25 protein-coding genes and 1 pseudogene are annotated in these 25410 nt (G+C 44.3%); 17 read left to right on the forward strand and 9 right to left on the reverse strand.

Going from position 1 to position 25410, the window contains the following annotated elements:
* From PP175_RS10975 to PP175_RS10985, 3 genes are read left to right on the forward strand one after another with little or no spacing between them, the layout of a single operon-like run.
* Positions 1–1110, forward strand: a complete 1110-nt coding sequence (locus PP175_RS10975) for a glycosyltransferase family 4 protein (protein ID WP_272442807.1) — start codon at positions 1–3, stop codon at positions 1108–1110.
* Between the two features lie 17 nt (positions 1111–1127).
* Positions 1128–1937, forward strand: coding sequence for a HipA family kinase (locus PP175_RS10980; RefSeq protein WP_272442809.1), 810 nt, complete (start codon positions 1128–1130; stop codon positions 1935–1937).
* 4 nt (positions 1938–1941) lie between these two features.
* Positions 1942–3072, forward strand: a complete 1131-nt coding sequence (locus tag PP175_RS10985; protein ID WP_272442811.1) for a glycosyltransferase family 4 protein — start codon at positions 1942–1944, stop codon at positions 3070–3072.
* A gap of 63 nt (positions 3073–3135) precedes the next feature.
* On the opposite strand, the gene PP175_RS10990 is transcribed toward PP175_RS10985, so the two are convergent.
* Both PP175_RS10990 and PP175_RS10995 read right to left on the reverse strand, forming a co-directional pair.
* Positions 3136–4632 (reverse strand): sodium:solute symporter family protein, encoded by a 1497-nt coding sequence (locus PP175_RS10990; RefSeq protein WP_272442812.1) that lies wholly within the window; start codon positions 4630–4632, stop codon positions 3136–3138.
* Positions 4632–4835 (reverse strand): DUF3311 domain-containing protein, encoded by a 204-nt coding sequence (locus tag PP175_RS10995; RefSeq protein ID WP_272442813.1) that lies wholly within the window; start codon positions 4833–4835, stop codon positions 4632–4634. Before PP175_RS10995 ends, PP175_RS10990 begins: the two co-directional genes overlap by 1 nt.
* 466 nt (positions 4836–5301) lie before the next feature.
* Here PP175_RS10995 and PP175_RS11000 point away from each other — a divergent pair, with 466 nt between their 5' ends.
* The 8 genes from PP175_RS11000 (at position 5302) to asd (ending at position 14607) form a co-directional block, all read left to right on the forward strand.
* Positions 5302–6627 (forward strand): MFS transporter, encoded by a 1326-nt coding sequence (locus PP175_RS11000; RefSeq protein WP_272442815.1) that lies wholly within the window; start codon positions 5302–5304, stop codon positions 6625–6627.
* 27 nt (positions 6628–6654) lie between these two features.
* Positions 6655–7416, forward strand: coding sequence for an SDR family NAD(P)-dependent oxidoreductase (locus tag PP175_RS11005; protein WP_272442817.1), 762 nt, complete (start codon positions 6655–6657; stop codon positions 7414–7416).
* Positions 7417–7440: 24 nt separating this feature from the next.
* On the forward strand, positions 7441–8394 hold the full coding sequence (locus PP175_RS11010; protein WP_334314196.1) for a 3-hydroxyacyl-CoA dehydrogenase family protein: 954 nt from the start codon (positions 7441–7443) through the stop codon (positions 8392–8394).
* Between the two features lie 37 nt (positions 8395–8431).
* On the forward strand, positions 8432–9436 hold the full coding sequence (locus PP175_RS11015; protein WP_272442820.1) for a LacI family DNA-binding transcriptional regulator: 1005 nt from the start codon (positions 8432–8434) through the stop codon (positions 9434–9436).
* Between the two features lie 173 nt (positions 9437–9609).
* Positions 9610–10899: a histidinol dehydrogenase gene (hisD, locus tag PP175_RS11020; protein WP_272442821.1), complete on the forward strand. Its 1290-nt coding sequence runs from the start codon at positions 9610–9612 to the stop codon at positions 10897–10899.
* Between the two features lie 44 nt (positions 10900–10943).
* On the forward strand, positions 10944–12383 hold the full coding sequence (locus PP175_RS11025) for an aldehyde dehydrogenase family protein (protein WP_272442822.1): 1440 nt from the start codon (positions 10944–10946) through the stop codon (positions 12381–12383).
* A 17-nt stretch (positions 12384–12400) separates the two neighbouring features.
* On the forward strand, positions 12401–13603 hold the full coding sequence (locus tag PP175_RS11030; protein WP_272442823.1) for a hydroxyacid-oxoacid transhydrogenase: 1203 nt from the start codon (positions 12401–12403) through the stop codon (positions 13601–13603).
* A gap of 173 nt (positions 13604–13776) precedes the next feature.
* Positions 13777–14607: an archaetidylserine decarboxylase gene (asd, locus tag PP175_RS11035; protein WP_272442824.1), complete on the forward strand. Its 831-nt coding sequence runs from the start codon at positions 13777–13779 to the stop codon at positions 14605–14607.
* Positions 14608–14651: 44 nt separating this feature from the next.
* Here the strand turns inward: asd and PP175_RS11040 are convergent, their stop codons facing one another.
* Entirely contained in the window at positions 14652–15806 is a 1155-nt protein-coding gene (locus tag PP175_RS11040) for a S1C family serine protease (RefSeq protein WP_272442825.1), read from the reverse strand.
* A gap of 20 nt (positions 15807–15826) precedes the next feature.
* The gene (locus tag PP175_RS11045) at positions 15827–16939 is read right to left on the reverse strand and encodes an FxLYD domain-containing protein (protein WP_272442827.1); all 1113 of its coding nucleotides are present in this window, start codon (positions 16937–16939) and stop codon (positions 15827–15829) included.
* 359 nt (positions 16940–17298) lie between these two features.
* On the opposite strand from PP175_RS11045, the gene PP175_RS29730 reads away from it, so the two are divergent.
* On the forward strand, positions 17299–17466 hold the full coding sequence (locus PP175_RS29730) for a hypothetical protein (protein WP_334314197.1): 168 nt from the start codon (positions 17299–17301) through the stop codon (positions 17464–17466).
* A 29-nt stretch (positions 17467–17495) separates the two neighbouring features.
* Positions 17496–17750, forward strand: a complete 255-nt coding sequence (locus PP175_RS29735; protein ID WP_334314198.1) for a hypothetical protein — start codon at positions 17496–17498, stop codon at positions 17748–17750.
* 42 nt (positions 17751–17792) lie between these two features.
* Here the strand turns inward: PP175_RS29735 and PP175_RS11055 are convergent, their stop codons facing one another.
* The 3 genes from PP175_RS11055 to PP175_RS11065 form a co-directional block, all read right to left on the reverse strand.
* The gene (locus PP175_RS11055) at positions 17793–18110 is read right to left on the reverse strand and encodes an AzlD domain-containing protein (RefSeq protein WP_272442828.1); all 318 of its coding nucleotides are present in this window, start codon (positions 18108–18110) and stop codon (positions 17793–17795) included.
* Positions 18100–18816, reverse strand: a complete 717-nt coding sequence (locus tag PP175_RS11060; protein ID WP_272442829.1) for an AzlC family ABC transporter permease — start codon at positions 18814–18816, stop codon at positions 18100–18102. Before PP175_RS11060 ends, PP175_RS11055 begins: the two co-directional genes overlap by 11 nt.
* Before the next feature lie 182 nt (positions 18817–18998).
* A complete protein-coding gene (locus tag PP175_RS11065; protein ID WP_272442830.1) occupies positions 18999–19559 on the reverse strand; it encodes a YkoP family protein in 561 nt (186 codons plus the stop codon).
* A 360-nt stretch (positions 19560–19919) separates the two neighbouring features.
* On the opposite strand from PP175_RS11065, the gene PP175_RS11070 reads away from it, so the two are divergent.
* The 3 genes and pseudogenes from PP175_RS11070 to PP175_RS11080 all read left to right on the forward strand — a co-directional run.
* Positions 19920–20543 carry a YitT family protein gene (locus PP175_RS11070; protein WP_272442831.1) on the forward strand — a complete coding sequence of 208 codons (624 nt, stop codon included), beginning with the start codon at positions 19920–19922 and terminating at the stop codon, positions 20541–20543.
* Between the two features lie 274 nt (positions 20544–20817).
* Entirely contained in the window at positions 20818–22155 is a 1338-nt protein-coding gene (locus tag PP175_RS11075) for an MFS transporter (protein WP_272442832.1), read from the forward strand.
* Positions 22156–22517: 362 nt separating this feature from the next.
* Positions 22518–22932: pseudogene (locus PP175_RS11080) on the forward strand (IS110 family transposase); the annotation flags it as partial.
* Positions 22933–23157: 225 nt separating this feature from the next.
* On the opposite strand, the gene PP175_RS11085 reads toward PP175_RS11080, so the two are convergent.
* Entirely contained in the window at positions 23158–23292 is a 135-nt protein-coding gene (locus PP175_RS11085; protein ID WP_272442833.1) for a hypothetical protein, read from the reverse strand.
* 52 nt (positions 23293–23344) lie between these two features.
* On the reverse strand, positions 23345–24001 hold the full coding sequence (locus tag PP175_RS11090) for a GntR family transcriptional regulator (protein WP_272442834.1): 657 nt from the start codon (positions 23999–24001) through the stop codon (positions 23345–23347).
* Positions 24002–24229: 228 nt separating this feature from the next.
* Between PP175_RS11090 and PP175_RS11095 the strand changes: the two genes are divergently transcribed.
* A complete protein-coding gene (locus PP175_RS11095; protein WP_272442835.1) occupies positions 24230–25252 on the forward strand; it encodes a TRAP transporter substrate-binding protein in 1023 nt (340 codons plus the stop codon).
* Positions 25253–25410: the final 158 nt, after the last annotated feature.

Raw genomic sequence — 25410 nt, forward strand, 5'->3', positions numbered from 1 at the left:
ATGATGCGTTGCTGGGTATTAACCTATGAATACAATCCTTTCATCATTGGCGGGCTCGGTATTGTAGCCACCCATCTTACCCGGTCTCTTGCCCGAGACGGGCTGGATGTAACGGTCATTTCCCGGTCTGGCAAGCCCCATATCCAAACGAATCGAAAAAAACATCTGAACATCGTCCGCTTTCCTGCGACATCAAAGTACTATTCCGTCAAAGACCGTACGTTCTGCTCCCATTCTATTGATGACTGGCTGGCAAAAAACAGCTATGAAAAGCCACAGATTCTTCATATCCACAGCGTGCATTTTGCCAAAACAGCCCGCTACCTTAAGCTCAAATTTAACGCCCCGGTTGTATACACTTGCCATTCTTTAGTCAGGATGGAAAAACTCAGCAAGGCCAGGTCCTTAGTAGCGAGGCAGCAGGAAGAGCTTCTTTCATTTGCCGATGCAGTTGTCGTACCCAGCCTGTGGCTTAAAAGTAAAACGAAAGAGCTGTACCCTCATCTGAAAGATAAATTGCATGTGATTGAAAATGGCGTCCATGTAAAAAGGGAACGATGCAGCGGCCCGCGTCATCATCTGCTTAACGTTGGCCGTCTGGTTCGCTCTAAAGGTATCGAAAAGCTGCTTGGGGCAGTGGCTATTTTGTCCAAAAAACACCCGAAGCTAAAGCTGGATGTGGTAGGCACGGGTTCCTCTGCTTACCGCAAGCATTTACGCTTACTTGCCCGAACATATCAGATAACGGAACGAATCCGCTGGCTTGGATTTAAAACGCCGAAGCAGGTTCAACAACTTTATTCGTCCTATGGGGTTGTAGTTGTGCCAAGTCCGAATGAATCATTTGGTCTTGTAGCGCTTGAAGCGCTGGCGAACAATATTCCGCTGGTGTCAACCCGCTCAGGCGGGTTAGCGGAATTTGTAAATAGCAGCGTTGCAGAAATCATACACCGGGTGAGCCCTGAAGAGATCGCACAGGCCATTGAAAATATGTGGAAACAGGAGGAACTAACCAATCGGAGGGTAGCGGAAGGGAGAAAAATGGCCTTGCAATATTCGTGGCCGAATATTGCAGCAAGGTATCACAGTCTGTTCACTTCCATTTTGTAAGAAAAGGAGAGGGCCAGTTGAAACAAAAAAGGTGGAAGCTTGTTAAGGCATGGAAGTCGAAGCGCCAAGGCCAGGTATGGATTGTAAAAAATAAAGAGGGTACACGCGGTTATTTTAAATTTACAACACGTAAACAATGGTATTTTTCAGGCCCCATGATTGCAAATGAGTGGATAGCGGCTTCTCTTGCTAACCGGTTGGGATTTCCTGTGGCACAATTGACCACTGCATCCGTACGCGGACCAGATGGCGTCATTCGTAGAGGGGTTGTTTCTGTAGAAGTGCCGGCACAAGAGGTTATCACATGGCGGGAGGCAGATGAGAAGGTCCATTGTGCGCCTGAGCAGTATTTGAACCACATTGAGAAATTATGCACCCTTGTTGTGTTTGATGCATGGATTGCGAATATTGACCGGGCGTTAGGTAAAAACCTCATTCTTTACCGCGATCACCCTGATGAGAAGTACAACTGGTACCTCATTGATCACGGCCATGCTTTGTATGGTTCACCGCGAAAATGGAAGCGTGGAGCCTGGAATAGTTTATTATGGCAGCAATTGTGGCGGTTTTACCATGTACCGAATGGGCTGCTTCGGATTCAATCCTCTTTTTCCGCATTGGAGCCGATGATCCGGAAAATAGAATCCCTTAGATCTTCTGAAATTGATGCCGCACTTAAAAATGTCCCCCGGGGATATTTACGCCACAAAGAGAGTTTGTTTATTAAAAGACTTCTTTTGCATCGGCAGAAGCGTATACGGAAAATAATAATAAACTGGCTTGCATTTAAAGGAACCAAAGAGTACGGTAACGAAGTTAGGATGTGATGCGTTGAACATATTAATTATCGCACCTTCCATATATACGGTTTCTGCCGGTACAGGAAGCTCAGTGGAAATATCTATTTACCAGATAGCGAAGCAAACAGCAAAATACCACAACGTTACAATATTCAGCAGAAAGCGAAACAATTTGCCTAAAATTTCCACCAATGACAACCTGAAAATAGTAAGGGTTACAGGTAAAGATAATTATTTGGAAAAGGCCGTTAGTTATGCTTCAAGGCATAAGTATGACTGTATTCAAATCGAGAATCGTCCACGCTATGTCCTTTCACTGCGGAATAAGTTTCCTTCCACACCGCTTATTCTTGTTCTGCATTCCTATGTTTATATGAATGAACTGGATAGAATTGAAAAGGATAAGGTTTTGCAGGCAGCGGATGCAATAATCTGCAACAGCAGTTTTTTGATGAAAACTTATGTGCAGGAATTCCCTGCCTACACTGATAAATTCCACTATTTTCATCTGGGCGTAGACACCAAGCGTTTTACTCCTCCAACTCGCAGGCAAAAGCAAAAAATGATCGCCAACACACTGCCAAAGCGATCTTATAACGTACTCTATACGGGCCGAATCGTGCCAGGTAAAGGGATTCACATTCTTATCCGGGCGTTAGGGCAAGTAAGGAAGAAACACCGGGCTGTACGGCTCCTTGTCGTAGGGCCATGCATTAGCCAAAAGTATAAAACAAGACTGCACCACGAAGCGCAGAAAGCAGAAGTTCAGGTTCAATTCATTAAAACAGTAAAACCATCAGCTATGCATCAAATTTATTGGCTTGCTCACTGTTTTGTTTGTCCCACACAACTGCCTGAAGCGTTTGGCCTTGTCAATGTGGAGGCGATGGCATCAGGCCTGCCCGTTATCGCTTCGAAGAGAGGCGGAATTCCCGAAATCATTAACGAGGACTGCGGCATCTTAATAGAGGATTATAAGAACCCGGAAGCATTCGCCAAAGCCATTCTAAAACTGATTGTGTCACCCAATCTTGCAGATTCCCTCGCACGCAATGGAAGAGCGCTGGCGTTGCAAAAATTTGACTGGGTGAAGACAGCCAAGCGCTACATTGAATTTTATACGTATATATCCAATAGCCGTGTCCAAAATGTGTTGCATTGATTAAAAGCCGGCACGCTGGCCGGCTCTTGTATTTTTACGTATTTAATTATTCAGGGTATAACGCTATGCTCCTTTTTTCATTTGAGCCAATTCCTTTTTGCCGTTAAATAAATGATCGATTACCGAATTGTGTTCATTCTTAGCTTTGGCCACGAACAGCGGATTGAGGATAAATACAACCAGGAAGTTGGCCACAAGACCCCAGAAACCTTCGTATATGCCAAACGTAAAATGTGTAGCGTAAACGGTGAATGTTACAATCAATCCTACAATCAATCCGATAATTGTCGCCTCTTTTGACTGGTTGCGCCAGAATAGACTGATCACGATTGCCGGGAATATTTGAACCATTCCGGATACACCAAGCAGTTGAAGCGACACAAGAGCAGTCGGGAACAGTAAACCAAACAGCAGAGCTAAACCGATAACAACAAACACCATAAGCCGGGTTACCAGCGTTAATGTTTTGCCTTCCACCTTCGGATTAATGAGATCACGGTAGATGTTATTGGCGAATAAGTTGGAAGCGCCAATCGCCATAATTGAACATGGAATCAGCGAGGCGAGTGCTATGGTTGCGTATGCTAATCCTTGCGGTACCCCTCCGTACGAAACCTGAATGAGGTTAAGGAAGGCGAAGCGCGGGTCCGTGTTTTTTGGCAGCACCATATACGCTGTGAAGCCAAGGAAAATCACGAGAATTAACACAATGTTATATAACGGCAGCAGCATTGCATTCTTCCGCAGTGCCTCGGCGCTTTTAGAGGCGAATACCCCGGTAGCAGCATGGGCCCACATAAACAGCGCCAGCGCTGAAACGATAGAAGCGGTAATAAACCAGGGAATTCCTTTTGGACCTGAGGTTGGTATGGTTAAAAGTTGGGGAGCTTTCTGTGAAATAGCTCCAACCATGTGATTCCAGCTGCCAAAATGAATAATGGGGAGCGAAATAACCATAAACAGCATAATGGCCCATACGAGAATATCTTTGATAACAGCTGTATAGGTTGGACCTTTTATACCGCTAAAAAATGTATACAGGGCAACTAAGAAAAACGAACCAATAACAACCACGTTTACGTTAATAAATCCGGTTCCGGCTACCCGGATGGTATCCTGAATCCCACTTAACTGCAAATCGATATACGGAATAAGCATTAACACGCCTACTATGGCTATCAGTGAAGACAAGAGTTTGCTGTTAAAACGACCTTTTGCATAGTCAGCAAGCGTCATAAATTTATGAACTTTTGCAACCTTCCAGAGCCTGGGAAGGAAGAAATAAGCGAGAAAATAAGCAAGAATGCAATAGGGGATGGCAAAGAAGGCCGTGCTGCCGCCCTTAAACGCCGTGCTCGTAAGCCCCAAAAACGTATAGGCTGTATACAGGTCTGCGCCGACCAGGAACCAGACAAGTAAGCTGCCAAACCTTCTGCCGCCTACCGACCATTCTTCAACTGAACTCCGGTTAGATTTATTTCTCCCTGATAAAAATCCGATAAGTACCACGGCAAGCACTACAATGATAGTGATCGCCAACGCTGTTTTATTACCGTGCATCAATCCAGACCTCCTGATGATTTTTGAAGCTTATAAATGCCAAACGTGCATAACGGGCTTAGTATTATCCATAGGAACAACCAGAAATGGAGAAAAGGAAGCCCAAATATAATCGGTTTAATCTCGTTGACAAAAGGCAAGGCCGCCAACTGGGATAGAATAGGAAGCAAAATTAGCAAAAAGATTATGAATTTTCTACCCATATGTAGTGAAATCCTCCTTAAATTATTTGATTAATAAATTATCGAATGTTGAATATGATAACAATTTTTATAAAGCTAGGCAAGAGAAAAAAACAATTTTTTTTAAAGAATAGTAGAAATTAAAGAGGAAACGCTTACTTTTGTCCGCGGAGGATTGGCTAAGTAAATCCATACAAAACTACCAGGGCCGTCACCGTACATTCACAGCCAGATTGTTATGTATAAATCAAATTCAATTTATCTGCTGGATGTATTGCTTTTTGAAGCTTGACAATTGTGTGAAATATTTTTATGATAGGCTTTAGAAAGATATGAATACGCTTTCAATTTTTAAAAGGTATAGGCATATGCCTTTTTAAAAGGCTATGTTTGCATACGCATGCAAGAAAATATGCAAGCATACATGTAAACGGATTCATATTATTATAACTTACATGTGGATCATATGATGAGGAGGAAGGATCCTGTGAAAAAACCATCTACGAATACACGTTGGATCGTGATGTTTCTGGTTTTCTTGATCAGTACCGTCAGTTACCTAGATCGGACAAACCTGTCTGTTGCTGCCCCGGTCATTAAAAAAGAGTTTCACCTTTCGCCTGTGCAGTTAGGGATGATTTTGAGTGCGTTTTCATGGTCTTATGCCATCGCACAAATCCCTGCGGGTATTTTCGCCAACTGGCTGCGCCCCCGCAAGACTTATTTGTATGGCATGCTGTCCTGGTGCGTTCTGCTTATCCTGACGACGCAGGCTGCATCTTACGGAGCATGGGTGATTTTCCGCATTCCATTTGGAATTGCTGAAGCCATTACATGGCCAGCTGCGTCCGTTCTGTTAAGCCGCTGGTTTCCAAAAGTTGAATACTCGCAAGCCATGTCACTGCAAAATCTTGGTCTGGTAATCGGGGCCGCAATTGCCCCGCCGATCGTTGCCTTTATCCTGGTTAAATGGGGATGGCAGGTAGCCTTTATCATTACAGGTCTCATTGCCGCCGTTCTTGGTGTGGTGTTTTATTTATATGCCAAGGATAATCCTGAAGATCACCGCGGCGTGTCAAAAGATGAACTGGCGTGGATTAAGCAAGATGGCAATGAGGTCGAAGAGGATGATTCACCAGCACCCGCCGGTTTATTTTCAATGCTTGTCAAGCGCCCGTCTCTCTGGGCTGCTGGCATGGCAAACTTCGGATTAGATTTTGTAAACTTTATGTTTTTAACCTGGTATCCTACGTATCTTACGCAAAAATACAATATGACGTTAAGCAAAATGGGTGTGTTGGCGATGGAACCCTACCTATTCGGCCTAATTACCGTTTTAGGATCAGGTGCAATCGTGCGCCGCATGGTAAACAGAGGGCACGATTCTGTTGCTGCGAGAAAACTCGTGATTACTCTCGGGCTCCTGTTGGGTACTGTAACCCTTTTCGTAACACCATACATCAATAATATCTATGCTTCTGTCACCTGCATGTCGCTCGGATACGCGTTTGTCATGTCGATCCTCGGCCCAATGTGGTCAACTGCGGCCGAACTGGGTGGCAAAAAAGGAGCCGGATTTGTCAGCGGTTTTGTAAATTTCGTTGGAAATGTCGGGGGAATTCTATCTCCACTGCTAATGGGGTATGTTCTCCAGTATTTTAATAGTTTCACGCCTGCTATTTTAATCTCTGCAGGTGTAACACTGGTATGTGCATTCCTATTCTTTATCCTTTATCGTGTGCGTGATGATAACGCAATCGTCAATGAATTTATGAAGAAAAATAGTCCTTCAGATAAAACATTTTCGGCGTAATGCCAAGACGGGAAATGGGGAAACAGGATGGCTTATTTTGAGGAGATAAAAGGACAAAAAGTAATCGTTACGGGCGGTTCCAAAGGTATAGGAAAAGATATTGCCGTGTCTTTTGCCAGGCTTGGGGCGGATGTCCTCATAACCGGCAGGGATGAGTCGTCTCTCGTATCTGCAGTGGATGAACTAACGCGGCTTAACCCTAACTGTTCTTATTTGGTGGCAGATATGCAGCGGGTACAAAGCGTGCAGGAAATGGTAGATGAGGCCTTCTCCCGATTAGGCGGGTTGGATATTGTCGTCAATAACGCAGGTATCAATATTGCCAAACCTGCAATGGACGTCACAGAAGAAGACTGGGACCGTATTATCGATACCAATTTAAAAGGAACATTCTTTTGTTCCCAGCGCGCAGGAAAGTATATGATTCCGCACAAGCGAGGCAAAATTATCAACATTGTGTCACAGATGGCCTTCGTGGGCTACGTGAAACGTTCTGCATACTGCTCGAGCAAGGGTGGGGCCGTTCAATTAACGAAAGCGTTAGCGATTGAGTGGGCACCGCATAACATTAAAGTCAATGCGGTCGCTCCCACTTTTATTGAAACAGAGTTAACCAAATCAATGTTTAGTGACGAATCATTCTATGAGGATGTGTTGCGGAGAATTCCCCTTGGAAAATTGGCGCAGCCGTCCGATGTGACTGGAGCTGTGTTATTCCTGTCATCCGACCTGGCGAATTTTGTCACGGGTGAAACGATTCGTGTAGATGGCGGCTGGACCGCGATTTAGCAACTTTATTTTGGGGGGATGGCTATGTCAGCTGAAAAACTGTCCATACTGGGTGCGGGAACGATGGGGCACTCGATTGCGCTATCAGCAGCGATGTCGGGGATGTCCGTTACGGTTTGGGGAAATAGTGAAGCAGATATCGCACGTGGGCAACAAGGGATAGCGGAAAAGTTGGCTATTCTACGCAAGCACGACGTCATTCATGAGTCGCAAGCGGATGCTAGCAAAGAAAGAGTCGTCTTCACCATTGCGATGGAAGATTGTATCCGGGATGCCACCTTTATCATCGAAGCGGTTCCCGAAATACTAGAGTTAAAGCAAGACTTATATGAACAGTTGGACGAACAGTGTGAACGCAAGGTCATTCTTGCAAGCAATACGTCGGGGTTGAGCCCGACGGCCATTTCAGCCCGGATGCGGCATCCGGAGCGCATGGTTGTGACGCATTTCTGGAACCCCGGCCACTTGATTCCGCTTGTCGAAGTGGTACGCGGGGAGCACACAGCCGATCTCACCGTGGAGCGGGCATTGGCCGTTTTAAGAACAATGAATAAAAGACCGATTGAAGTGAAGAAGGATATCCTAGGCTCAATTGGCAACCGGCTGCAGTATGCGCTTTTCCGTGAAGCCCAATACATTCTCCAGCAGGGTGTTGCAACCATGGAGGATATTGATGCAGCTGTCCGATACAGCATAGGGCGCCGCCTGCCTGTTACGGGGCCGTTCATGACGGCTGATATGGGTGGCCTCGATGTGTTCCATTCGATAAGCAGCTATCTTTTCCCGGATCTCAGCACGGAACAGGCGTCGCTTCCTGCCATGCGAGAATTAGTGGACGCGGGCAAATTCGGGCAGAAAAACGGCGAGGGCTTTTATAAATGGACGAAAGAATTCTCCGATAAAATGAATGAGGAACGCGAGAAGGAACTAATAGAATGGTTAAAAAAGGACCTTCAACGTATGAATGCTACGTTATGATATAATCAAGAAAAATCAACGATCGGGGGCGGAAAATTTGGAGAGAAATGTGACGGCTTTTGATGTTGCCAAGCATCTGGGCGTTTCCCAATCTACCGTTTCCCGGGTATTTACCGCAGGTGCAAGCGTATCAGAAACTACCCGAAAAAGGGTGCTTGCGGCGGCGAAAGAATTGGGATACCGCCCGAATGCACTGGCGAGGAGTTTAAGTACGAAGCGAACCAATATAATCGGACTTGTAATGGGGGATACCAAAAACCCGTTTTATCCAGCTGTGTTGAGCAAGTTTTCCGGGGAGTTGCGGAAAAGGGGTTTCCATGTTTTATTAGTCAATGCACAGAGCGATACCATTCAAAGCGAAGAGGTTTTGCAGTTTTTAGAGTACAATGTTGCGGGTGTAGTTGTCACAGATGCCCTTCTGTCCTCGTCTATCGCTGCGCATTTTATGGATAACCACATTCCGATTGTTTTATTTAACCGCCATAACCAGATTCCCATGTGCCACACGGTTTGCTGTGATAATATGCACGGGGGATTTGAGATTGGGGAATATTTAATAGCAAAAGGACACCGGCGGCTTGCATTCATTGCTGGCAGCCCCAATACATCCACAAGCCTGGAGCGAGAGACGGGATTCCGGGAAGCGCTGGTGAAGCACGGCTATCATCTGATTACGGATTGCGGCCATTATTCCTACGAAGGCGGGAGTGAAGCGGCTGTTCGTCTGTTAAAAAGCGTTGACCCGCCTGATGCGATATTTTGTGCCAATGACATTATGGCACTTGGTGTGATCGATGCCGCGAAGCAAATGGGCTTACGTGTTCCTTATGATGTTTCCGTTGTAGGATTTGATGATATTGATCTGGCAGCGTGGTCGGCGTATTCGCTGACAACCTGGCAGCAGCCTGTCAATGAAATGATTGCCTATACGATCGATCTATTGCTAGGTGATAGCAACGGAAACTCAAATCAGTGTGAAACTGAGTGCAAATGGATCAAAGGCCTATTAGTGGAACGGGGTTCAGTCAGACAGAAACACTAGCTGCTGATCCAGTAGCTAGTGTTCAGAGCCATTTTGATCTTGACAAAATAATACAGCAGCTATAATCTACTAATAATGAATGCGTTTGCATAAATATTATTTTCTTGAATAGATTTTTTTACCCGATGTTGCATACGTATGCAAAACAGAAGAAATAGGAGGAGAAAAATAGAATGGCAAAATTTCTGAAAGTAGGCAAAAGTAAGTCTGAACTGGCAAAAGCGGATGCGCAGGTAAGGGAAACGGTACAGCAGATTCTAGCGGATGTGCAGGAGAGAGGAGACGCAGCGGTTCGCGAGCTGTCAGCTAAGTTTGATAAGTGGTCACCTGAAAGCCTTCAGCTGTCTCGCGAACAAATTGATGAAATTGTGGCGAGTATTCCGAAACAGACGCTGGAAGACATTAAGTTTGCTCAGGCGAATGTAAGGAGATTTGCGGAAGCTCAAAAATCGGCTCTCCGTGACATAGAAGTGGAAACGCTTCCGGGCGTAACGCTGGGCCATAAGAATATCCCCGTAAACAGCGTTGGCTGCTACATTCCGGGTGGAAGATACCCAATGGTCGCCTCCGCCCACATGAGCGTATTGACTGCCAAAGTGGCAGGCGTCAAGCGAGTGATTGCCTGCACACCTCCGATTAACGGACAGATTCCGGCAGCAACGGTTGCCGCGATGGCGTTAGCCGGGGCCGACGAAATCTTTATTATGGGCGGCGTTCAAGCCATGGCAGCCATGGGGCTTGGAACCGAAACGATCGCCCCGGTGGATATGCTGGTCGGGCCGGGTAATGCCTTTGTTGCCGAAGCAAAGCGGCAGCTGTTCGGCAAAGTTGGCATTGATCTTCTGGCAGGTCCAACAGAAACGCTTGTTATTGCCGATGAAACGGCTGACGCAGAAATGATAGCGACTGACCTGCTAGGCCAGGCTGAACACGGACCTACTTCCCCCTGCTCTCTCATTACGACCTCTGAAAAACTGGCACAAGAAACGCTAGTTGAAATCGAGCGCCAGCTTGCATCTCTTCCCACAGCAGATGTAGCGCGCGTAGCCTGGGAGGACAACGGCATTATTATCCTGGTGGACAGCTTGGAAGAAGCTGTTATCGAAGCGGATAAACTGGCGTATGAACATGTAGAGGTGCTGACCGAGAATCCTCACTACTTCCTCGACAACATGACCAACTTCGGCGCACTCTTCCTTGGACCGGAAACAAACGTAGCGTACGGGGACAAAGTGATAGGAACGAATCATACCCTGCCAACTAAAGGAGCCGCACGCTATACAGGCGGACTGTGGGTAGGCAAGTTCATAAAAACCTGCACATACCAAAAAGTAAAGCCGGAAGCCAGCGCAACGATAGGTGAATATTGTGCCCGCCTGTGCGAATTAGAAAACTTCGCCGGCCACGCTGAACAGGCGAAGCTGCGTGTTCGCAGGTATGGAAAAACTCCCGTAACGAAATAGGCAACGAAATCAAAGCGTTTTACCAGGAGACGGAGGGATATCAAATGGCAACCACCCAAAAAACACTTCATCAATATGGCTTACTGTTTAATGGGGCATGGAGAGAAACAGACGACACATTCAGTGTCGTCCATAAACATACAGGTGAAGAAATCGCACGCATTGGCAAAGCGTCCAGACAGGATGTACAGGACGCGATTAACGACGCCCAAGCAACATTTAAGACAAACAAACTTACACCTATCCAGCGGTATGACATCCTTATGCGCGCCGCGGAATTATTTCAAGCAAGAAAAGAGGAACTGGCACTCATTATCGTCCAGGAAGTTGGGAAGGTACTGAAAGATGCGCGGGGAGAAATTGACCGCGGGATCCAAACGCTTATCGCTTCTGCAGAAGAGGCCAAACGCATTGCTGGCATTGGCGTTCCACTATCCCAGCCTGGTTTTGACGGTAAGATGGCCTTTACCGTACGGGTGCCTGTTGGCGTGATCGGCGCCATCACGCCTTTCAACTATCCGTTTAATTTGACGCTTCATAAAGTTGGGCCGGCCATCGCAGCAGGAAATACGGTTGTGTTGAAGCCGGCAGAAATGACACCGATTATTGCTTGTAAGATTGCAGATATCTTCCTGGAAGCTGGGCTGCCCGCCGGATATTTAAATGTGGTCAATGGCTTTGGCCAGGAAACGGGCCAATATTTATTAGAAGACGAGCGGATTGCGATGTATACCTTTACCGGAAGCCCCGGAGTGGGCCGGCATATTAAAAGTGTAACCGGTATCCGCAAAGTTACCCTGGAGCTGGGAAACAATTCGCCAAACATCGTGCACGTTGATGCGCCTGACGTAGAGAAGGCGGCTGAGCTTTGTGTGACCAGAGGCGTTGGCAATAACGGGCAAGCATGCATTTCCGTACAGCGCGTTTACGTTCATCGGGATATATACGATAAATTCATTGAAGCGGCAGTAAACGTTGCAAAAGCGTTAAAAGTTGGAGACCCGGAAGATCCAGCCACAGATGTGGGTCCCATGATTTCTGAAAAAGAAGCCAAACGGGTGGAAAGCTGGATTGAAGAAGCCGTCCAGCAGGGGGCGAATATTGCATTCGGTGGCAAACGGAACGGCGCCATCTTTGAGCCAACTATCCTTTCCAGCGTACAGCCTGAAATGAAGGTCATGTGCCAGGAAATTTTTGCTCCTGTTATCAATGTTGTTCCTTATCAGGATATTGAAGAGGCTTTTGCCTGGGCCAATGATACGTGCTTTGGCTTACAGGTGGGCTTCTTTACTTCTAATCTTCAGCTGGCGATGCGCGCCACACAAGAATTAGAATTTGGCGGCGTTATTATTAATGATGTGTCCACAACGCGCGCGGATGTCATGCCTTACGGCGGCGTCAAGGATAGCGGCATTGGACGAGAAGGCCCTCGTTTTGCGATTCAAGAAATGACAGACGAACGCATTATTGTGATTAATTTGTAGAGAGAGGAAAGAGAGAGATGAGAAACACTTGGGAATTTTATTCCACAGAGCGTATTGTTTTTGGAAATGGGTCGATTAATCAACTTGATGCCATTCTTCAGCGCTTGAAAGCCAAAAATGTTTTCTTAGTAACGGACCCCGGGATTAAAGGAGCAGGAATTGCTGACCGGGTGCAGGGTCTTCTGCGCGAGAGCGGGTACGAGGTAGTCGTGTATGACCAGGCAGTCCCTGAGCCGCCAATTCAAACAGCGCTTGATTGTTTTGAATTCGCCAAGAACAAGGCAGCTACGGATGCAATTATTGGCCTGGGCGGCGGCAGCAGCATTGACCTGGCTAAAGTAGTTGCACTTCTCATGGCCCACGGTGGACACCCATCGGATTACTTTGGCGAAAATAAAGTACCTGGACCAATCGCTCCGCTGGTCGCTATTCCAACCACGGCAGGCACTGGTTCGGAAGTCACATCTGTTGCTGTGCTAACAGATGTGGAGAACAACATTAAAATTGGGGTTTCAGACAACTATTTGCGCCCTGCTGTTGCCCTGCTAGATCCAGAATTAACATTAGGCCTGCCTCCTTATGTAACGGCTTGTACAGGGATCGATGCTTTAGCCCATGCAGTGGAAGCGTATACGGCAAAAGGTTCTAAGTTTATTCCCGCAGAAGGGCCCATCCTCTTCCAGGGATCTCTTCCAATTAGTGATGCGCTGGCCATGCAATCCATCGAATTGATTGCGAACAACCTGACGTTGGCTGTCCAACAGGGCAGTAATCTTGAAGCACGTTCCAACATGCTGCTTGCCAGCTTGCTAGCGGGTCTGGCATTCTCAAATGCGGGGACAGCTGCAGCCCATGCGCTTGCTTATCCAATCGGCGGGCTTGTTAAATCACCACATGGTGAAGTGACAGGGTTATTGCTGCCATATGTGATGGCTTATAACACAGCGGTGGAGCCGAGCAAGATGGCCAAAATCGCGCAGGCCTTTGGTGTGAAGCCAGACCACCGATCGGAAAAGGAACTGGCTTACGCAGCATCTGAGGCTGTGCTTCGTCTCTTAAAAGAAATCGGGCTCCCAACGAAATTATCTGAGATAGGCATTCAAGAGCGTCATATCCCAGACATCGCCAAAAACGCTCTTCCAATTGAGCGCTTGATTCGTAACAATCCGCGCGTACCCACTCAGAAAACTTTTGAAGAATTGTTGCGCCAGGCTTTATAGATTAGCCTTAAAAAAAGGGAAAGGACGCTTTTGCGGTTCTTTCCCTTTTTTTCGGCAGATTATTACAAATGGCTTAGTTGATGGTATTATGAGAGGTAGCATATTCATATGAGTGCATCCTAATCTTAGGTAACGAACACAATATGGGCCAACCAATGGAAGGGTAAAGTGATATGAAAAGATTAGCTAAAACCGTTATCTCTCTCCTCCCACAAAATCAGATATCCGCATTAGCAGGAAGAATAACCCGATCTCCGTTCAGCAAACGGTTTATCAGGCTTTATGTACAGAAATATGGGATAGACACATCGGATATCGAAAAACCGGTGGAATTGTATAAAAACCTCAATGAGTTCTTCACAAGGAAGCTTGTTAGGGATGCCCGCCCTGTTGATCTCGATCCCAACAGCATTGTAAGCCCAGTAGATGGGACGGTTTCTCAGTTGGGAAAAGTTAAAGACGGTTCGATTATCCAAGCGAAAGGTGTTTATTATACAGTCGAGCAACTGCTAGGAAAAGAAAAAGCGCATTGCTTCCAAAATGGAACGTTTATCACGATTTATCTTAGCCCCAGGGATTACCACCGCATTCACATGCCGGTTTCGGGTAAAATCACATCTTATCACTACATCCCTGGCCGGCTTTATCCGGTAAATGAGATAGGCGTTCATCACGTACCGGGGCTTTTTACAAAGAATGAACGGCTAACTTCTTATATAACGACGGACTTCGGACAGGTCGCGTTAGTAAAGGTCGGCGCATTCATTGTAGGCAGTGTTCAACTTTCGTATGAGCATAGCGTACACCACCAACATCGTGGAAATGAATTAATTCGTTCGTTGGATAAGCATTTGGAGTACAAAAAAGGTGAGGAAATAGGATTTTTCGAGTTTGGCTCTACCGTTATTTTGTTGTTCGAGGAATCGATAGCAACAATCCGGCAGGGATTAGTGGAAGGATCCACCATTAAAATGGGGGAGAAGATCGGAGAATTCCTCGTATGACATAAATGCAGCAACCCCCCTTGTCTGAAGGGGGGGGATTATTTTTACAATTTTGTTGCGGTACCTTTAATGATTTTTAACTTGCCATTTTCCATTGCTACCGTGTACAAAAGTTTGTAAGAACTCAATTTACCATCGGTACCGTTTGATTCCTGGGCTTCTATAATACCCTCAATTTCAGCAGATGATGGAGTTGAAGATAAAACGGACACATGGTTAAGTGTGACGTTTTTGGTCTCAATGTATCCCTGGCGGAAGGTCTCATACGACTGTTTATTCCTCCAATCGCTGCCTAATAAGGAATAGGCCGTTACGTAGTCTCCGGAATTCAAATTCTCATAGAAATATTGAATTAAGTAGGTCGCATCCTGTGAAAGTGAATCCGCCGTATATGTATCTGATAGCTGTTGGTCGCTTGTGCTGGTTGATTTTGCGGATAGCTGGTCATCTGGATGGTCACTCCAGCCTTGTATCATCGATATGACTTGAGATAATGGAATACTAAACCCGATGTTTCCATCATTGCCGCCAGCGGAGTTAATTCCGATTACTTCACCAGTACTTTGGGAGACCAAAGGGCCGCCGCTATTTCCAGGTGCAATGGGGGCTGAAATTTGGTACACATTTGTATACTTTGTATCACCGATCGTAAAGTCCCGGTTAAGGCCGCTTATTATACCGGTAGTCACGGTATTATCCAAACCATGTGGACTGCCAAAAGCGATTACAGGATCCCCAAGTTCCGTATTTTTCGTATTGGATATCATCATTGGCTCTTTTCCGGCTAAGGCGGAGATTCTTATCAGAGCAACATCCTTATCCGTACTCATTCCAATAACTTTTCCAGAATATACGCTCGTATCCGACGTTTTCACACGTATAGTAGAAGCATTTGCTACCACATGCGCATTGGTAATTACATCTCCAATATTATTATAGATAAATCCTGAACCCTGGCCGACTCCATCCGGCATTTCGACCTGGATAGAAACAACCTTTTTTTGATTCAAATTAATGATTTGTTTAAGATCTAAAGCGTTTTTATTTGAGGTTGCCTTGGGCGGCTGTCCCAGCGTTGACTTTGCTTCTACCGCAGGATTAGTAACATGTAGATTTGTATAATAAAAGGCAAAACCGCCGGCAGATAAAATGATAAATGAAGACGCGATAGACAATACCTTGTGCATAACTGGCTTCATAAACAAATTTCTCCTTCTAATTAATTTAGGCTCCACGCCACGCGCGAAATTTTAGCTGTTTTCATAGTGGGATCAAAATATTCTGTGGCATCAAAGTTTCCTGTCTCTCCAACATTCAGGTAATAGGGATAAACATAAGTAGAGTTTTGTGATACTGTATTGCCTTGATCATCCAGTATTTGATAAGTGACGATGATGGATGAGATGGGGCGGGTTGCTTTGTTTACAACATCTCCTCGAATCTCAAAGTCGCCGACATTATTAACCCCATAACTTATCTTCGATACTTGAACAGCCTGCGTTCGGTTTTTTATATCTTCAAGTGTTGCAGCTTCTGCCGCTTGTTCCATGCTTCGTTGTTCAGCCTGCTCAAAGTTTTTACGCTGGGATGATATCGTCTGTTGAAATGAAACGAGTTTTCTATTTTGCTCGTCATATTTGAGCGCTTCTTTAATCGTACTGTCTGCTTTATCAAAGTCTTTATCTTTCAGTGCTTTGGCTGCAGTCGAATAAGCAACGTCTGACATTTTTTGTGTAATCGAGTCTTTGGCTTTTGTTGCTTCAATTCCTTTAAAAGCATCTAACTTTGTCAGCAGGGGTGCTAAATCAGTCATCGTGTTTTTGTTAACCATTTCGCTTTTAATTTGGGAGACAGTGGCGGCTTCCTCTTGATTTTGTGTTTTCTTTAAAAGCATCGTATATAAAGGGCCAGAACGTGTTTGGAGCATATCTTTTGCCTGTTCGATAGCGGTAATGGCCTCGGGATACTTATGGTTGGCTGTAAGGGACTGAGCCGAATTGACCTTGCTTTCGATGGCAGAGGCATCGTCCAGTAGTTGTTTATCTTGTTTTAATACTGCCAGGGTTGGCCTCATAGCTAATGATTGGCTGATTAATTGTTTCGCAGTCTTAATATTTCCTTCAAGGGCCATGCTTTCAGCATTTTGCCGAAGTTTAAACACTCGGTTATTGATGTAGCTTTGATAGCCATAATCCGCTAATAAACCCGCTGCGACAATTACAGCGGAAGCTGCCGGGATGAGCCAAATTTTCTTTGAGACGGCAGGGGCCCGCATCTCACTTGGCGCGCTTTGTTCAGCGTTCTGGATTTGTTCTTGCTGGCTATGTATCACTTCGGTACCACATTGCATACAGAACTAGCTGTTTGTTGCCAGTTGATGTCCACATTTAATACAAAACATAGTTTCCCCCTAGTAATATCTATGTGTAATTTTCTCTTCTAAAATTATACCAAATTACTCAATGATTTAAAGAATAAACTAGGATAATAGTTATAATAAACATTACCGTTAGCAGGTCAAATAGAATGCGACATAGGTGGCTTCCAGAGTGAAGCACAGCCGAATGATAAGCACATTTGATTGTGTGCGGCAAAATTGGCTCATAGATTTTATGTAAAATTGCGGTTATACTAGGGAGAGCCATTGATTTGCAATGGCGAATACTCTGACGATGACTTGGAGGCAAAGTAATGGAGCATGTTACACAACCGAAACATCCAGACCCGCGTCGTATGCGGCGCGCGACAAAAGAGGTTACAGATCGAAGCAAGATTGAAGCGTTTTTAGATCAGTCCCATGTCGGTTATCTGGGACTAGTGGATGATGAAGGGACCTATGTCGTTCCGCTTCGTTTATGAGCGTGATGGTTTTCGGTAAGGTCCATAAGGTGATCGACCTACAAGAGGCTACAGGTGCTTTGCAGGCTATGCTGGATAAATATGTCCCTGGCTACTTTTCTTCTGCTTTAGCACAAGGTCATGTGGAGAAATACCGTTCAGGCATGGGCAGCCCCGTTTGCGTTTATTGTATTCAACCGGAAAGGGTAACGGCGAAAGAGGATAAAGGAGTAAAGGATATGATGTACTACGCAGGCAGAAGGCAAGAAGATGATATCAGGAAGGCCAGAGCAAAGGAAGGATGATACTTTATCCATTAGCATAAGTTTTTTTCTTAGTAGAAATCCTTATTCCAGGGCAAATCTCCATATCGCGATGACGCCAACCCCTGTAAGCAAGGCAAGGAAAATTTGTTTCTTCCATAAGCCCATAATCAGTGAACACATGCCGGCGATTGCATAATCCGGATTCCATGAATTATTGAAAGTACGAAATACAATATGGGGAATGGTAAGCGAGGTAAATACCCCCACAGGTACCATCTTTAGGCCCCGTTCAACCCAGCTGGGCAGGCTTTTACGTGCGCTAATCAGCAGCATGGGAAACCTAGTAAGGTATGTAATAATAGCCATCAAAATAATAACGATCAAGATTCTATCGTTCATGAAACAGCACCCCCAGTACGATTGCACAAGCAGTTCCTAGAATAACGGAAAGGGAAGGACCGTTTAACGCGTATCCAAGGCATGCAGCCACAGCACTGCCAACAGCAACCTTAATATAGAAAGATGATTTTAGATTTACTGCAAGAAAACCGAGAAATGTAGCGGTATAAGCGAAGTCGAGGCCGTATCTTTCAGGATGGCTGATGAAAGTGCCGAAAATGGCGCCAACAAAAGTGCTTCCAATCCATATTCCGCTATCTAACAGGCCTGCTCCGAAAAAATAGGTAAGGCTTGTTTTTTTGCCTTCCTCTAAATATTTCGATTTTAAAGCATACGTCTCGTCGTTTAACAATAAAGCTACGCTCATTAATTTCCATGTAGGTATGGTTCGAAAAGCAGTTCCAAGCGAAAGCCCATACAGTATATGCCGGGCGTTGAGAAGAAAAGTAGAAAGTAAAACAGGAACACCAAAAATCCCCTGGGAAAACAAACCCAACGCTGCAAACTGTGATGATCCGGCATTTACCAAAATCGAAAATAAAACAGTTTCAGTAACGCTCAGTCCCGCTTGGCGGGCCAGTAACCCAAAGACCAAAGCGTCGAGAATGCCAGACATAGCGATCGGCAGCATTCCCCGGGCACCGTTTATAAACTCATATTTTTTATTTGAAAGGTCTGAAATAGTAAGAACTTCTTTACGGGCCAATTGTTTTCTCCTCTAAAATGATATAGCGATTATTAAAGAATAAACTTATTACATTATATACCACAATAGTAGAAAGGATGGGTCTTAATTTTTATGTGCTATATTCGTCAATCCAATATTTTACCCAGAGTCTTAAATTGCGTAAGAAATGTCCGGTATAGTCCAAAAACTTGATCAGCTAGCTATGCTTCCTGTAAATACCTGCTAAAAATCTGGTCCTTTGACATCACCAGAAACTTGGGGACAAATTTATCCTTTTTCCAAGCTTCTTTCATATGGTTTGAACTGCTTAAGATGAACAGGGGTTTCATATAAAGCTGTCTCATTTTTTGATAATACAAATTGGGGATGTCCTTTACCTCGAATCCGAGATGTTCAACTCCCCGCGACAATACGGTTACACCAAGAATACCTTTAATGCTGTCTGATTTCGGATGTTTAGCGATAAAATCCGCCAATCCGGGCAGGGAGGATTCAACACGTTGATAAATATATAAGGCTCGTTTTATTCCGCTTTTTATATGGGCGATTTCACTCATAAGCAAACAGTTGTGCAAATGTATTTTTACCATAAGATCGTTGGCCTGGACCCAATTTCCGTTGGCAAGAGAGATTTTTCGTCCACGGTAAGTAATAAGTTTAACGCGAAAGATGTTTTTGTTTTCCCGATTCACATAATGTAACCGAGAACAAGAAAAATAGAACCGATCCAGCAGCATCCAGATTTTCAACCACTTCTTCATCTTATTTATCTCCTTTATCGGATAAGAACCTGTAAGTTTTTGATTTTTTATCTACACGAATACAACCCGTGTTGACGGTCTCGTCACGGTGCTTCCTTTGCCAAGTACAATACGCATTGTAATTATTAGTGTGTAGCCCTTGATATAAGTATGCGCTGGTTTTCTTCGCTTATATATGCCGGTAGATCAATAAATGTGACAAACTAAGCCGCGAGTATGATGGATCCAAGGAACCATCATACTCGCGGCCTGCTTATTTTTGAATTTAATTCGAAATAAATAATATTCAGTGTGATATTATATAGTAATATACTATCCACAAAATATAATAAATTTACTCTAAATTCGGACGGTGATGAAATGCGGTATGTGAAGTTGTTTTTCGCCATTTTGTCTTTTGCAGTGGGAAATCTGCTTTTTGCTGTTCCTAATCATATTATGAACGGCGGAATGACGGGTTTAAGCTTAATGGTTTACTATCTTTTTCATAACAATATTGGTTTAAATCTTTTTTTGTTTAACCTGCCTTTATTCATCTTAGCGTTTATCTACTACCGGCCTCTTTTTTATAATTCTGTCATAAGTATGACGGTGCTTTCTGTGTTAGTTGGAATTCTACAGAATTATTTAATTCCGTTTGGAATCCACAATATTTGGGTCGGCAGTGTTGTCGGAGGACTATGGATGGGCATTTCCTTAGGAATTCTTGCTAAAATGAACGCCAGTTTAGGGGGCGGTTCCTTACTCGGTAAAATGATTAACCTGCGATACGGATACTCACTAAGCACATCCATTTTCCTGGTAGACGCCTCTGTGTACCCTTTAAGCTTCTTTTTAATTGGCGGCAAGGAAACACTTTTTTCATTAATCCTGACCGCTGCAAGTGCCTTTGGTGTTTATCTCTTTGGGAGAGTGGGCCGTCCGAGTTCTGCTGTCACCGAAACTAGTAATGAGTTTGCTCACCCGTTAATGAAAAAGGGGTAGAGCGGCTCATTTTTACCTATAGTCTCATACGATGTAACACAAATAGGGAGAATGGTAGATTTCTATTAAAGTTATTTGACAATTATTATTTTTGGTGATATTTTAAATAATATATTATCGATAATCAATATTACGGATTAGGAGGAAGTTAAAATTTAAAGCCAGGTAAGGATTGCATAACATAACAGTTTTTGTTTAAGTTTGTAAGCGCTTTTAAAAAACGAGTACCGATTACGATTGTTTTGCAATTCAAGAATGTAAAAGAGGTGGAAGAATGTTTCGGAACTATAGATGGTATATAGTGTTTATACTGTTTCTCGCAGCGATCATTAATTACATCGACCGTACTGCCTTATCCGTAGCAATGCCTTTCATATCCAAACGGTTTCACCTTGACCCAGCTGAGATGGGAATGATTCTAAGCAGTTTCTTTATTGGCTATGCGTTGTTTAATTTCATTGGCGGCTATTTCTCCGATGTTATCGGACCAAAAAAAGTTTTTGCAGTATCGATGACAGTTTGGTCCATATTTTGTGGACTGACAGCTATGACGTTTAGTTTTACATCGCTGTTTATTGTCCGCCTGATGTTTGGAATTGGTGAGGGGCCGTTTTCGTCCACAGCCAATAAAGCGGTCAATAACTGGTTCCCGATCAAAGAAAGGGCGCGTGCGGTTGGTATCAATCAGGCCGGGCTTCCGATAGGCGGTGCAATCTCAGGGCCTATCGTGGGTTTGATTGCTCTGCATTGGGGGTGGGAATGGTCTTTTGTCGTCATTACACTAATTGGATTGCTTTGGACTGTCATTTGGGTTAAGACAGTTACAGACCGGCCGCAGGATCACCCAAAAGTCTCGAAAGCGGAACTGCAAGTTATTCGGAAAGGGCAACAGGAGACAACAGCATCTTCTTCTTCAGCCAGTCTTCCATTGTCACACTATATCAAACAGCCTACTGTTTTGGTAACAGCGATTGCATTTTTCGCCTACAACTACATTATCTTTTTCTTCTTGACCTGGTTCCCAAGTTACCTCACGATGGCCAAACATTTAAGTATTATGAAAATGAGCGTGGTTACCATGATTCCCTGGAGTGTTGGTGCACTAGGTTTAATCGGCGGAGGTATTATTACTGACTATATTTACAATAAGACCGGAAAACTGATGTTTTCGCGGAAAGTGGTGTTAGTTACCTGTTTACTGGGTTCGGCCGTGTGTGTCGGTTTAACAGGAATTGTCTCATCCGTCAACAGTATCGTGACCTTAATGGCACTTGGCATTTGTTTTTTATACATGACCGCCTCTATTTATTGGGCAATCATTCAGGATACGGTAATCGGTGAAAAGGTCGGCGGGGTAAGCGGATTTGTTCATGGGTTGGCCAATATATCCGGTATCATCGGTCCGACTGTGACAGGATTAATTGTCCAGTATACGGGCAAGTTCACAAGCGCTTTTCTGCTTGCGGGTGGTTTGGCCATTATTGGCGCTTTAGCTGTTGCCTTTTTTGTAAAGCCCTTACAAGGGACTTTAGAAAAAAACGAAAGGGCAGAGGATATGCTAAGCGTCAGGCGTAACCGGGATAAATTGGAACAATACTCGGAACTCTCTTAACGATTTAGGGATTTGCCTGCAATCGACCGTAACCCGAATAATGGGCATGGGAGACTCAGCCCGCTATTCGGGTTTTTTATTTTTGGTAAAGGAAGTATATGTTGCTTTAATGTGATAAAGTGTACCTTGAGCGATTTTTTAAATGGGACCTCCGGTCCCGAAAGACCAAAGAAAAACACCATGAGACGCATGTCCGCACCTTTCTTTCCCCCAGGCGAAAGGTGTTTCGATTTTACCTTTCGGCATAAGTTATCATGAACGCGGACGGCCCCTTACTCGTAAATTCGTAGGTTACTTTGGTTACACTGTTTAGTGTATTACCAATACCAAAGCCTAGCTACATTACGGAAGGAGCCGATACTATGCAGGATAACACAAAATATGTAGGTTTAGACGTGTCTAATGAAAAAATTGCTGTTGCGATTGCCGATGAGGGCCGCGAGGCCCCTCGTTATTGGGGCATGATTCCCAATCGTCCGGAAGCGATTAAGAAGTTAATGGCTCAACTGGGAACACCCGATCAGTTTCAAGTTTGTTACGAGGCAGGTCCAACAGGTTATGGATTGTATCGTCTACTATTAAGCCTGGGGATTGAATGTGTGGTGGTTGCCCCTTCTTTAATTCCAAAAAGACCTGGTGATCGGGTGAAGACCGATCGGCGTGATTCCCTGCGCTTGGCCCAATTATTCCGTGCTGGAGAACTAACCTCTGTTTATGTTCCTACAGATGAAGACGAAGCCCTTCGGGATCTGGTTCGTGCCCGTGAAGATGCGAAAGAAGACCAACTTCGTGCTAGACATCGGTTGACAAAATTTCTGTTGCGGCATGACCTGCATCAGCCGACAGGTGTCAACACGCAACTAAGGTTGCTGCCTGCACTATAGCTTGGCGCAACCTAGTTTTCTAATGGAGCGTGTGGAACACCCATCACCCCGATACCCAGATGTTTGCACCTAAACGGTATAAGGGCAGCTAAGGCTATCGCCGTCGCTACGCTTGCCGCTAGCCAAGCTTTCCTAATGCCGGTCCGTCCGTCGTTCCACATAGCGGCCGTAAATCTTCTAGGAGGGGAAAGGAGAGAGCGGTATGGCCCACGATGTTTTTCTGATCCGTTGTTTTTATGACCGCTGCAATCAAAAAAAGGTGCCTCCGATCAGCTTCGGAAGTACCTTTTTTCTTTAATGATCCACTAATTAATCGCACGCAGCCCGCTCATTTTTTTCTCATAATTAACGTGGTTAACAAATGCTTTTATACAGCCATTTAAATCATCAGCTCTGAATGACTTAACAATAGGTTCATGAATGCTCGCTACTTCGGATAGATGGGTAAAATACATTTGACTGGTAAGATACCAGATTCTATTCAGTTTTGATACTAACGTGTCCCATACACTCCGCATAAATTTATGATCGGCCATATCATAAATTTTGGAATGAAAGTTAACATCTGCAATGCGAAGCGAGTCTAGATCATTATTTTCTCCGGCTTGAACCATCTCATGATAAAAATCTTCAAGTATTTTAACGTCTTCTTCAGTCATTCTTTCAAACGCTCGTTTGATGGCCATCTCCTCCATCATTAAACGAAAGCCATATAATTCGTCCATTTCATCTGTGGATATATTTGAAACAACTGTACCTTTATTTCTTTGGCTGACAACCAATTCTTCATCAGCCAATTTTAGGAAAGCTTCACGAACGGGCGCCTGGCTGACACCAAAGTTCTTCGCCACTTCAAGTTCAACAATCCTGTCACCAGGTTGAAGTTCCCCTTTTATGATCTGATCGCGCAATGATTCGTAAATCTGTGCAGAAAGAGATTTATTGACAATGGAATGTTTCATTAGTTCCTCCTTAACCAGATATTATAATCGATAATCGTTAATCTGTGAACAATTATATCACATAGATGGCCTTTTTTGGTAAAAAGGAACGAAAATATTTTTTGACAATTAAAATTGTTCATGTTAATGTGAATATAGATTATCGATTATCCATTATTCATACTGTTGGGAGGGAGTATTTTTTTGTTAATCCGCAATTCTATTTTTTCTAAAAGGGGGCGCAATAAAATGAGAGCGTATTCATTTTTGTTAGCATTGGCTATGATGCTTATGGTAACAGTGGGATGTTCCGGTATCGTGAAGAACAAGAGTGCAAGTGCTACAAATTCAAACGTTAAAGTGATTAAGCTTGGATCAGCAAATTCGGACAAACATACTCTGTATAAAGGATATGAAAAGTTTAAAGAAATTGTTGAAGCTAAAACCCATGGGGCTATTAAAGTAGAGATTTATCCAAACGGGCAGATTGGCAACGACCAAACCATGATCCAGGGATTGCAGACGGGTACACTTGAAGCCCTCGGTGTTTCAACGTCGATATTGGCAAACTTTTCGCCAGGCATGTATGCGTTTGACTTGCCTTTTGTATTTAAAGATGAAAAAGCTGCAGACAAAGTGCTGGATGGCCAATATGGACAGAAAGTTGGGAATGCATTAGAAGACCAGGGAATGGTATTCCTCTCTTATATGGAAAATGGCTTTCGAAATTTAACAAACAGCAAGCATGAAATCAAGACTGTAGACGATGTTGCAGGCATGAAAATACGTACGATGCAATCTCCCATGCAGCTGGACATCTGGAAAGCAATGGGAGCCAATCCTACTCCAATCGCTTATTCTGAATTATTTACTTCCATGCAGCAGCATGTGGTAGACGGGGAAGAAAACCCGTTTGGCAACATAGCGCTGGACAGATTCTATGAAGTACAAAAATATCTAACGCTAACAAATCATGTTTACAACCCAATGGGGCTGGTTATGTCGAAAAAGTTTTTTGACTCATTGACTCCGGAGGAACAGAAGATTGTGAAAGAAGCAGGGGTTGAAGCAGCTAACCTGCAGCGTAAGCTCAACCGTGAAAAAAATGCGGAGTTTTATCAAACGTTAGTCGATAAAGGGATGAAAGTTACCAAATTAACACCGGATGCTCTCCAGGGTTTTGTTAATAAAGTTCAACCTATTTACAAAACGTATGCAAGTAAAATCGGGCAACAAAATCTGGACGAGTTTTTTAAAGAAATTAAAAAGTAAGCAAATTCGTTATTAGAAACAGGTCAATTCGTACGGCTTTCCCAGGCAGTTGTCGTTGAAAAGAGCAGAAGAAACGTTGCTTCGGATAGGGGAAGGCCGTGCGAAAGATTGCGTTTTGTACATTTTAAAAACATTGGTGACATGTTGAAATGGGATAT

Origin of the sequence: Aneurinibacillus sp. Ricciae_BoGa-3 (assembly GCF_028421645.1) — a bacterium.
In the GTDB taxonomy this organism is placed as follows: domain Bacteria; phylum Bacillota; class Bacilli; order Aneurinibacillales; family Aneurinibacillaceae; genus Aneurinibacillus_B.